At 71.8% G+C, this 11270-nt stretch carries 8 protein-coding genes; 5 read left to right on the forward strand and 3 right to left on the reverse strand.

The window, feature by feature from the left end; translation table 11 throughout:
• Window positions 1-25: 25 nt before the first annotated feature.
• The 5 genes from IEY56_RS20485 (at window position 26) to IEY56_RS20505 (ending at window position 7870) form a co-directional block, all read left to right on the forward strand.
• Entirely contained in the window at window positions 26-1192 is a 1167-nt protein-coding gene (locus tag IEY56_RS20485; RefSeq protein ID WP_189038725.1) for a fatty acid desaturase, read from the forward strand.
• A complete protein-coding gene (locus tag IEY56_RS20490) occupies window positions 1189-2166 on the forward strand; it encodes a proline dehydrogenase family protein (protein WP_189038726.1) in 978 nt (325 codons plus the stop codon). The genes IEY56_RS20485 and IEY56_RS20490 overlap by 4 nt, the downstream gene beginning before the upstream one ends.
• 264 nt (window positions 2167-2430) lie before the next feature.
• Window positions 2431-3585, forward strand: coding sequence for an aminotransferase class V-fold PLP-dependent enzyme (locus IEY56_RS20495; protein ID WP_189038727.1), 1155 nt, complete (start codon window positions 2431-2433; stop codon window positions 3583-3585).
• Window positions 3582-6671, forward strand: a complete 3090-nt coding sequence (locus IEY56_RS20500; RefSeq protein WP_189038728.1) for an AMP-binding protein — start codon at window positions 3582-3584, stop codon at window positions 6669-6671. The genes IEY56_RS20495 and IEY56_RS20500 overlap by 4 nt, the downstream gene beginning before the upstream one ends.
• Window positions 6668-7870, forward strand: a complete 1203-nt coding sequence (locus IEY56_RS20505; RefSeq protein WP_189038729.1) for a cytochrome P450 — start codon at window positions 6668-6670, stop codon at window positions 7868-7870. The genes IEY56_RS20500 and IEY56_RS20505 overlap by 4 nt, the downstream gene beginning before the upstream one ends.
• A 226-nt stretch (window positions 7871-8096) precedes the next feature.
• On the opposite strand, the gene IEY56_RS20510 is transcribed toward IEY56_RS20505, so the two are convergent.
• From IEY56_RS20510 to IEY56_RS20520, 3 genes are all read right to left on the reverse strand, one after another.
• The gene (locus IEY56_RS20510) at window positions 8097-9299 is read right to left on the reverse strand and encodes a DUF1266 domain-containing protein (RefSeq protein ID WP_189038730.1); all 1203 of its coding nucleotides are present in this window, start codon (window positions 9297-9299) and stop codon (window positions 8097-8099) included.
• Window positions 9300-9402: 103 nt separating this feature from the next.
• Window positions 9403-9744 (reverse strand): YciI family protein, encoded by a 342-nt coding sequence (locus IEY56_RS20515; RefSeq protein ID WP_189038731.1) that lies wholly within the window; start codon window positions 9742-9744, stop codon window positions 9403-9405.
• Between the two features lie 319 nt (window positions 9745-10063).
• Window positions 10064-11059 (reverse strand): aldo/keto reductase, encoded by a 996-nt coding sequence (locus IEY56_RS20520; protein WP_189038732.1) that lies wholly within the window; start codon window positions 11057-11059, stop codon window positions 10064-10066.
• Between the last annotated feature and the right edge of the window lie 211 nt (window positions 11060-11270).

Below are 11270 nucleotides of genomic sequence, written 5' to 3' on the forward strand. Positions count from 1 at the left end.
CCTCGACCGAATAAGAGGCATCCTCATGTCCGCATTCGAGCAACTGGACTTCGACCGGCTCGCACCCGGCATCCGCAGACGTCTCAGAGACCTGCGCACCCTGGACAACCACCACGCCCCGCTGGCGATCCTGTTCGAGTACGCGCTCGTCGCCGCGTCCGTGGCGCTGTGCGTGGGCGTCTCCTACTGGTTCTATCCGGTGGCGCTGGTCGTCATCGGCTCCGTGCAGCGCTTCCTCGCCCACTTCCTGCACGAGTCCAGCCACAAGGTCCTCGCCAGGAACAAAGTCCTGAACCTGGCCGGCGGATCGGTCTTCTCCGGCTACCTGGTGTGGCACCTGTACGGGCCCTACCGCAGCTCCCACGTCGGCAGCCACCACCGCAACCTGGGCAACGCCCAGAGCGACCCCGACTACGGGTTCCACATCGACTGCGGCCTGTACGACACCGAACGCTCCGACCGGCACTTCTTCCTCAAGGAGGTCGTCGCCTCCGCGCTCGGCCTGCGCACCTTCACCTACCTCGGCTACATCGCCCGTGAACGGGTCTTCTGCGACAGCTCGCAGATCACGGTGTCGGTGCCCGTGCCGCTCCGCACCGAGCAGGCCGTGTTCCTCGCCCAGTGGGCCGCCGTATTCGGGGCCTGTGCCTGGTTCGGGGTGCTGCCGGAGCTGCTGCTCTTCTGGTTCGTGCCGCTGTTCACCACCAACGTGGCCATCGGCTGGCTCGCCGAGCTCTCCGAGCACTACCCGATGCCCGAGAGCGAGAACAAGCAGGTCCTGCTGACCCGCAACCGCCACGGCGTGTTCCTGGAGCGCTTCCTGATCAGCCGTCACAACGACCGGTACCACCTGGTCCACCACATGAACACCGGCATCCCGTTCTGGAAGCTGGGCCAGGCGCACAAGGTGCTCCTCGACGACCCGGCCTACGCCGCCTGGGACGGACTGTGGGCCGGCGCCTTCACCCGGCCGCGCGGCCGGCGCGACAAGGAGACGGTGATCAGCTACGCCGCCAAGTACCGGACCTGGCGGCGGCTGGGCGGCGATCCGGCCGCCGTCGGCCCCACCTTCGCCCAGCTGATGATCCTCGCCGCGGAGGCGGGCAGGCCGGCGGACGCCGCCGGTTCCCTCCTCACCAGCACGGAGCGGCACTCCCACGACGACGAGAAAGCGAAGGTTCCCTCCTCATGAAGCCGACGATGTCCCAGCGCGCCCTGCACGAGGCCGCCGGCCAGGGGCTGCGTCTCCTCGCCGCCGACGAACGCTGCCGGACCGCCTTCACCACCCCCGGGTCGGTACTGCAGGACGTGCTCTCACCGGCCGCCCGCCGCTACGTGCTGTCGCCCGGACGGGACGAGTTCCTCGACCACCTGGGCGTCCTGCGGGGCAAGGCGTACAGGATCGCTGTGGAGTTCGTCGGGGAGGAGAACTCCGACCCCGCCGAGATCGACCGGGTCGTCGACGAGTACCTCACCGTCCTCGCCCACGAGCCGGTCCCCGAGCAACTCGGCTTCGACCTGTCCAACGTAGGGCTCACCGTCTCCCGCGACCTCGCCGCGAAGAACACCGCGCGGATCACCGAGGCGGCCGCGGCCCGCGGCTCCGACGTCGTCCTCAGCATGGAACGGGCGCACGCCGTCGACGACGTCCTGGGCACCTACCGCGACCTCGCGGACGCCCACCCCAACCTCGGGATCACCCTCCAGGCGTACCTGCACCGCACACCGGCCGACATCGCCTCGATCCCGGTCGACGGCCGCAAGATCCGGCTGGTCAAGGGTGCCTTCACGGTGCCCCCGGAGATCGCCCTCGGCCGCGGCCCGGCACTCGACGAGCGCTATCTGAGCCTCGCCGCCCGGCTGCTGGACCGTGGCGCCCGGCTCAGCCTGGCCACCCAGGACGGCACCGTCCTCGGCGCCGCCAGGGCGAGCGGTCTGCTCGACCGCGTCGAGGAGGTCGAGATGCTGCACGGCGTGCGCCCCGGTCTGCTGCGCACCTACCGGGAGGCCGGCTACCCGTGCCGGATCTACGCCACGTACGGCGAGAACTGGTGGCTGCACCTGCTGCACCGGCTGGCCGAGCACCCCCCGATGGTGCTGACCGCGCTCGCCGACATCGCGGAGCGCCACCAGGACGACGGCCACAGCGTCGGCGCCGGCTACTAGGGGCTGTCTGACAAATGGCGCCGTTCGCCCGGAGGGCGGGGCTCGCGTCGTCTGGTGCGGGCGGATGCAAGGCGGAGGTCCGTCCTCGTAGTGGGCTACTCGGTCGGTCCGACAACGCAGCAGACGTGCGTGCCAGGCGGCGCGAGCCAGGCGGGATTTGTCAGACAGGCCCTAGGCCGCATCGACCACGAACACGGCCACACACGGCTCAGTACAGCTCAGCACAGCAGTGCCTCGGCACACGACGACAGCGGGTGGAGAAGGATGGAAGACACGATGGCCGGCCGGCCGATACACCTCAACACGGCCGGGGCCGGGCGCGTCCCCGAAGACGTACGCCGCACCATGGCCGACGTCCTCGACCGCGAGGCGGCCACGGGCTGTTACGAGACGGAGGGCCACCTCGACGGCATCGTCAACGACGAGATGTACCGGCGGCTGGCTCGCGTACTGGGAGCACCCGTCGGGGACGTGGCCGTGTTCGACAGCGCGACCCGCGCCTGGTGCTCCGTCATCCCCCGGCTCGGACTCGGCCCGGGCGACCGGGTCTGGGTCACGCCCTACGAGTACGCGGGCAACCTCATCCTGCTGTTCAACCTGCGCGACCGCACCGGCTGCCGGATCGAGGTCGTCCCCACCCTGCCGGGCGGCGACCTCGATCTGGAGTGGATGGCGGCCCACATCGCCGACGACGTGGCCCTCGTATCGGTGACGCACATCCCGTCCGGATGCGGCATCGTCAACCCGGTCGAGGAGATCGGACGCCTCCTCGCCCCGTACCGCTGCTTCTACGCGGTCGACGCCTGCCAGTCCGTCGGGCAGATACCCGTCGACGTGCGCCGCATCGGCTGCCAGCTGCTCACCGGCGCCGGGCGGAAGTTTCTGCGCGGCCCGCGTGGCACCGCCTTCGCCTACGTCGCCCCAGAGCTGCGCGCCGCGCTGGCCACCGACTTCCACGACCTGCACGTGGCACGGATCGACTCCGCCACCGGCTACCGCGTCCACGACGGCAGCGCCCGCTCCCTGGAGCTCGCCGAGCGTTCGACCGCCGCCATGGCCGGCTTCAACACGGCCCTCACCCTCTTCGAGGAGGGCACGCCCTTCGACAACAAGGAGGTGTTCGAGGCGCTGCGCGCCACCCTGGAGGGCGTCCCGGACGTCGACCTCATCGCCCCCGGCACGCAGCAGTCCGGGATCCTCTCCTTCCGGCACCCCGCCGTCCCCGCCGGGACGATCGTGGCCCGCCTCGCAGAACAGCACGTCAACGCATGGAAGATCGTCGGCCACCACACCCCGCTGTACATGACGGAGCGCGGAGTGGACACGGCGGTACGCGTCTCGACGCACTACTACAACACCGTCGGCGAGATCGACCGGTTCGGCGGCGCCCTGCGCGAGATCCTCCGGGAGCATGCATGAGCACCTCCTCCGGGAAAGCGCTGCACACCACCGTCAGCCGCTGGGCCGTCGCCCGCCCGGAAGCCACCGCCGTGGTGCACGGCTCTCGCAGGACGAGCTACGCGGAGCTCGACCGGACCGCCGACGCATGGGCCGCCGGCCTGGCCTCGCGGGGCGTCGGCCGCGGCGACCTGGTTCCCGTCCTGCTGCCGCGCGGCACCGAACTGGTGGCGGCGGTACTCGCCGTGCTGAAGTGCGGCGCCGCGTACGCCCTGCTCGACCCGGCGTGGCCCGCGCGGCGGATCCAGGAGGTCACGGGGCAGCTGTCGGCCCGGCTGATCGTCACCGACGCCCCGGAGGCGCACGCGGGGCTGCCGGCCTGGTGGCCCGCCGTATGCGGGGACACCGGAGAACCGGCCGGGTTCCCGGCCGGCACCGCAGCGCCCACCGGGTTCCGGCCCGCCGAGGTGGGGGCCGACGCGCCCGCCTGTGTGTTCTTCACCTCCGGAACCACCGGGCGCCCCAAAGGAGTTCTCACGCCCCACCGCGCCACCGCACGCCTGGTGCGCGCCGGCACCTTCGCACGGTTCACCCCCTCCACCGTGATCCCGCTGGCGGCCGCGCTGCCCTGGGACGCCTTCTCGCTGGAGCTGTGGGGCGCGCTGCTCGGCGGTGGGACCTGCGTCGTCGTCGACGAGCCCTACCTGTCGGCGCAGGCGCTGCGCGAGGCGGTCGCCGTCCACGGCGCCGACACGGTCTGGCTGACCAGCAGCCTGCTCAACATGATCGTCGACGAGGACCCGGACGCCTTCCGCGGCCTGCGGCAGGTGATGACGGGCGGTGAACGGCTGTCCGTCCCGCACGTCCGCGCCTTCCTTCGCCGCCATCCCGGCATCGCCCTCGTCAACGGCTACGGGCCCGTGGAGAGCACCGTCTTCGCCACGACGCACCGCGTCACCGAGTCCGACTGCGATCTGCCCGGCGGCATCCCCGTCGGCCGGCCGGTCCCCGGCACCGCCGTCCACCTCGTCGACGGCGAGATCTGCGTGGCGGGCGACGGGCTCGCCCTGCGCTACCTCGGCGAACCGGCCCTCACCGAGGCCGCGTTCCCCCGCATCACGGTGGACGGCCGACAGGTGCGGGTCTACCGCACCGGCGACCTCGGGGAGCTGGACGAGGACGGCGTCCTGCATTACCGCGGCCGCGCAGACCGGCAGGTCAAGATCCGGGGCCACCGGATCGAACCGGCAGAGGTGGAACGGCAGGTCGAGGCGCTGCTGCCAAGTGTCCGCGCCTGCCGTGTCGTTGCCACCAGGGACACGGGTGGCAACGCGAACGGCCTGCTGGCCTTCTGCGTGCCCGCCGAGCGCGGAGAGCTGCCGCCCGGGGCCGAGGAACAGGTGCGGACGGAGCTCGTGCACTACCAGCGGCCCGACGCCGTGGTCGCCGTCCCCGCCTTTCCCGTCACGCCCAACGGAAAGCTGGACGAGCGGGCCCTGTTGGAGCTGGCGCCGTCCGCCGTCCCGACCGCCGCGGCGGCCCCGGAGACTCCACGGGCCCCGGCCAGGGAGACGGACGAGCCGCTCGTCGAGCTGGCCGCGGCCGTCTTCGCGGCGGTGCTCGGTGTGGCGTCCGTACCGGAGGGCACCGCCTTCGCCGATCTCGGCGGCACCTCGCTGGGCGCCGGCCGGGTGTGTGCACGGCTCGCGGCGGAGCTGGAGCGCCCGGTGCCCCTCTCACGGCTCTACGAGCACCCCACCGCCCGCGCCCTGGGCCGGTGGCTGGCGCTCACGGGCGGCACCCCGCGTGCGGACGCCGAGGAGGGCGACGACGTACCGCTCAGCCCCATGCAGGCCGGCTACCTGACCAACCATCTCCTCAGGCCCGAAGACCGCTCGGCCCACTGCCTGCTCCTGTTCCGCATCGACGGCGAACTCGACCTGGACGCCCTGGACGCCGCCGTCGAGGCAGTGCACGAGCGCCACGAAGTGCTGGGGACGGCCTACTGCGCCACGCCCAGGCTCCTCGCCCGTCCTGCCGAACTCCCTGCCCCGGTCCTGGAGATCATGGACACCGCGCCCGACGCGGACGCCGCCACCGAGGAGCTGTCCGAAAGCCTCGGCGCCCCCCTGGAACTCGCCGACGGCGAGGTGTGGCGAACCGCGCTGGTCCCGCTGGGTTCGGGCCGCTCCTGGATCTTCGGCTGCGTGGTGCACCACATCGCCTTCGACGGCTGGTCGGAGTCGGTGCTGGCAGCGCACCTCGCCGAGGCGTACAACGCGGCGGCCGGGGGCGCTCCCCCGGCGGCGCCGCTCACCGCGCCCACCGCCGCCAAGGCCGCCCGGCTGCGCCACGACCGGCTCGCCCACGCCGATCTGGCACGGCAGCGGGCCGAGCTCGAGGCCGAACTCACCGGCGTACCCGAGCTGGTGTGGCCCGCGGCCCCCTCCCCCGCGGACGCAGCCGGCCGGTCTCCGCAACGCATCGAACACGTCCTCGACGCGGACGCCGCCGCCCGGGTGGACGCGGCCGCCGCCGGCGCGGGTACCACCCGCTACGCCGTCCTGCTGGCCTGCTACGGGCAGGTCCTGGCGGAGGTGACGGGCGGACGGGACTTCGCCGTCGGTACGCCGGTCGCGCAGCGTTCCGACAGCAGGCTCGACGAAGCGGTCGGCTGCCACATCGAGATGGCGTGCCTCCGGCTGCGCGGGGACGTCCTCGACGGCGGCCCGGGCTCCTTCGCCGCGGCCGCCCGGATCGCCGACCGGGCCTTCCGCTCCCAGGACGTGGCCTTCCAAGACCTCGTACGGCTCCTCAACCCGCCCCGCACCGGGCGGCCGCCCGTCTTCCAGACGCTCCTCGTCCTCCAGGACAACGCTCCCCCGCAGCTCCCGCTGACCGGGCTGACCACCACGCACCTGCGCCCGCCGTACCTGGACATCCCTCTCGAGGTCCAGACCGAGTTCTGGCCGCTGCCCGGCGGCCGGCTGCGGCTCACCGTCAACTACCGGCCGGACACCGTCCGGAGCACCACCGCCCACGAGCTCACCAAGCGGCTCGCCGACCTCGTCCACACCCTGCCGCTGCCCGAAGGAGACCCGTCATGAGCACGCTCGCCCCGGAGACCGTCGGCCTCGCCGACCTTCTCGACCCCGAGCTGTACGCGACCGGGGACCCGTACCCCACCTGGCGCTGGATGCGCGACCACGACCCGGTGCACCGTCACGAGGCCACCGCGTACCCGGCGTTCTGGTCGGTCACCCGGTACGACGACATCCGCGGCGTCTACAACGACGCACGCGTCTTCAGCTCGGCCGAGGGCATCCTGCTGCGCCCCCTCGTCCACGGCGACGACCCCGGCGGCGGCCGCACGCTCGCCCTCACCGACCCGCCGCGGCACAAGGCGCTGCGGTCGCTGGTCGCGGACTGGTTCACCACCCGTTCGGTGCGTGCGCTGGAGGACGCGATGCGCGGGGCGGTGCGGCAGGTCGTGGCCCGGGCCACCGCGCTCGGCGAGTGCGACTTCCTCACCGACGTCGCGGCACGTCTGCCGCTCTACGTCATCTGCCGGCTCATGGGCGTGCCCGAGCACGAGCAGGAGATGCTCTTCACGCTCACCAGCAAGGCGTTCGGCGCGGGCGACCCGGAGGTCCGCAGCGTCGCGCACCAGGAGATCATGGCGTACTTCGTCGAGCTGATGTACCGGCGGATGGACCAGCCCCAGGACGACCTGGTGAGCGCGCTCGTCAACGGTGAGGTCGACGGGGAGCTCCTCGACGAGCAGGACGTCCTCCTCAACTGCGACAACCTCCTCGTCGGCGGCACCGAGAACATCCGCCTCGCGGTGTCCGGCGGCATGGCGGCGTTCCTGGACCACCCTGCCGACTGGGAGCGCCTGCGCTCCGACCGGAGCCTGATGCCCACGGCGGTGGAGGAGGTCCTGCGCTGGACCTCCAGCGCCACCCACATCATGCGCACGGTGACCGAGCCCGTGACGCTGCACGGCCGCACGCTGGAGGCCGGCGACCGGGTCGTGCTGTGGACGCCCTCGGCCAACCGGGACGAGCGCCACTTCACCGACCCGGACGTCTTCGACATCACCCGCCGCCCCAACCGCCACATGGCGCTGGGCGCCGGCGAGCACTTCTGCCTCGGGGCGATGATGACCCGCACCGAGATGCGCATCCTGTTCGGTGAACTGCTCGACTCGGTACGGCACATCGAGAGGACGGGGCCGGCCGTGCCGCTGCGCTCGATCGTGGTCAACGGGCTGGAGAGCCTTCCCGTGAGGATGACCGCGCTGTGAACCTCTACGCCCTGATGCGGCTGGCCGCCCCGCCCGCCCGGGCCGCCCGTCCGCCGGGGAAACGCACCCGCGTGGCGGCCGCGCGGACGAGGACGTGGCCTTTCGGCGGACGGGGTGGGGCCGGGACGAGGGCCGGGGCCGGGATCGAGGTGGGAACCAGAACCGGGGGCGGGAAGGAACCTCCGTACGGGGTCTAGCAGTCGGATCGCCCGCCGGTCGTGCTCCGCTACCTCCAGGGGACGGTCAGCCAGGGACTCTCCGGGTGCGACTCCAGGACCCGGTACGCGTCCAGCATCTCCGTGTACCAGTTGCCGAAGTGCTCCTCGTCGAAGTGGAGGCAGCGGCCGAGGATGTATCCGGCCGCGAAGTCCTTCCAGGAGTGGTAAGTGACCTGGCTGACGCGGGAGGTCCGGATCACCGCCTGCTCCGCCTCCGCGATGTCGCAGAAGCGGGTGCTGACGCCCCAGCGGGCCATGCTGGCGGCACGTCCGTAGTCCCATGCCAGGACGGAGCGGACCTGGTCGTTGGCGCCGAGTACGCCGTCGGCGCGGAACCGCGCCTCGTATCGGGTGATGCGGCCGATGAGCTGCTTCACGCCTGCGATCTCCGCCTCCGGTGCCTCTCCCCCGGACTCGGCGGCGACGCCCCGCAGTTGACGCTCGGCGGCGTCCCGCCAGTGCGCCACGTCGACCTGGCCGCCGAACTGCCGGGCGAGGGACTGGCGGACGTCCAGCACGAACTCCCACACACCGCTGACGCCCCGGCCGTTGAGGAGGTCGTCCTGGGCCTTCTGCCAGCTGGGCCGGTCCGTCACCCCCCACCAGTCCTCCAGGGTCTGCCGCTCCGCGAAGTAGCCCCCGCCGTGATAGCCCATCGCGTTCCACAGCGATCCGTTGAGGACGCTCATCAGCGCGCCGCAGCCGAGGCCGTGGGCGACCCGCCCCTGTTGCACGCCACCCACCCTGAGCGTGCGCAGCTTCCCCAGATTCCCGTTCGGTCCCTTCCCCCGTCCTGCGTGCCACTTCCACAGAGCGGGATTCGGCGGGAAGTACGCCTCCAGAGGGGTGCCGGGGTTCACCGCCAGCCACTCGGTGTTCTCTTCCCACAGCTTGGCGACCGCGTCCAGCGAGAGGAGGATGAAGACGAGGTCGGGTGACGGGGCGGGCAACACGCCCTCGGTCACGACGACTTCGCACCACTGCCCGACGACGGGGCTCCAGACGGGCGGAGCAGGGGGGCCGCTGTCCAGCCCGTCCGCCTGGAGCCGGGACATCGACATGAACAACTCGCAGTCGGCGAGGACATCGAAGTAGCCGGCCCAGTCACCGCGCATCTTCGCCTCGTACAGCCGCTGCTCCTGCTCCGTAGGTGCCTGCCATGCCCCCGAGTTGGGCGGGGCGACCGCCGCCTGCCCGTTCCACGTCTCCATGAGCTAAGACCCTACAAACGCCGCCGGGCCGGTCTGCTCGCCGGTCCGGCGGCGGACGACGCGAGCGGCACCTGGGCTGCCCCGCAGCCCAGGGCGCCCACCGTCAGGCCGTCGGATCGGGCATGAACTCGCGGAGCTGCTGAGGACAGCGGCAGGCCTGGGCGATCCTGGCGGCCCACTTCACCGCGTCGTCGCGGGAGGCCACATCGACGACCGCGAATCCGCCGAGGTGCCCCGCGCCGTCACCCTTGGGGCCGTCACTCACCGCACCGTCGGTGCCCACCACGCTCGTCTCCCCGTGGTCCTTCAGCCCGCCGCCGAACACCCACACGCCGGCGTCCTTGGCTTCCTGCTCCACAGCGTGCGCGGCCTTCGCCACTTCGAGCAGTTCCCCTTCCGGGAGGGTCATCGCCGCCTCGTCGAACGAGATCAGGTACTGCGTCATCTCTTCACTCCTTGTCCCGGCTGCTCCCCCGTCGGCCACTTCCCGCCTGTGCCACGGAGGTCTGACTCCGCGTCCGGCAGGCTGTCCTGCAGCCTCCCGGCCCGGGCCAAAGGGGCGCTAAACAATCCTGTCGAGGCCGCATCGCCGGCTCTTCCGCCGATCCAGGAAACCGCGGGAAGCCCCGGGAGGTTCGCGAAGTGCCGTCTGTGGTCGGGGCGTTGTACCGGCACCGGCCGGAGGACGCACCCCTGACGCGGCCACTGCCTTCACGCAGGAACGCGCCCGTGCTCTGTCAGACGGGTCGCTGCCGACCGGCAGTTCAGTGGCCGAGGCGGGCCAGTGCCTGCGCGGGGTAGCGTCCGCCGGTCACGGCCTGCGCCGGCACCGCCTCGCTCAGGAGAGCCACCTGGGCCGGAGTGAGCGTCACGTCCGCCGCTTCGCAGTTCTCCTCCAGGTACCGCCTGCGCTTGGTCCCCGGAATGGGAATGACATCCTCGCCTTGGGCGAGGAGCCAGGACAGAGCAGCCTGGGCGGGTGTGCAGCCGATCTGTCCGGCGACGTCCCGCACGGCTTCGACCAGCGCGAGGTTGCCGTCGATGTTCTCCTCGGCGAAGCGCGGCCACCTTCGGCGGTTGTCCTCTTCGGACAGAGCCTCGCGGGAGCGCAGCGCGCCCCCGAGCATGCCTCGGCCGAGCGGTGAGTACGCCACGACGGCGACGTCGAGTTCGCGGCAAGTGTCGAGCATCTCGCCCTCCACCACGTCCCTGGTGAAGAGCGAGTACTCGAGCTGGACGGCGGCGATCGGGTGCACGGCATGCGCCCGGCGCAGGGTCTGGGCGCTGACCTCGGAGAGGCCGAGGAAGCGGACCTTCCCGGCGTCGACGAGCGCCGCCATGGCGCCCACGGTCTCCTCGACAGGTACGGCCGGGTCACGGCGGTGCATGTAGTACAGGTCGATGTGTTCCGTCCCTAGCCTGGCCAGCGAGGCGTCGCAGGCCTCCGGCACGTACGCGGCAGAGGTGTCGACCTCGTCCACTCTCCCCGTCGTGGCGCCCCGCTTCAGTGCGAACTTGGTCGAGAGGAACACGGCGTCGCGGTCGCGACGGCTCAGCCAGCGGCCGATGAGCTCCTCGTTCGCGCCGAGGCCGTAGACGTCAGCCGTGTCGAGGAGGTTGACGCCCAGTTCGGCGGCACGGTCGAGGGTGGCGAGACTCTCCTGCTCGTCAGCTGGACCGTAAGCGATGGACATGCCCATGCAGCCGAGTCCCACAGCGGATACCTGTACGGCGGGATCGCCCAACGGACGGAACTTCATCGCTTGTCCCCCTCTGGTCATGTGGCACGGGCGCCTACGACGGCCGGTGTCCTCTGCGGCCCGTCGCCGGACCTCGCCGCAGCCACGAGACACCACCGCCCCTGCCCTCCGCAACGGCGGCGGGTCAGGGCCAGTTGAGGAATCGACATAACACTTCGCCGCCACGAGGTCGCCCGTTCAGATCACCCCCGAACGGCCGCGTGGCTCGCCG

It is taken from the genome of Streptomyces daqingensis, from assembly GCF_014645895.1.
Classification (GTDB): Bacteria; Actinomycetota; Actinomycetes; order Streptomycetales; family Streptomycetaceae; genus Streptomyces; species Streptomyces daqingensis.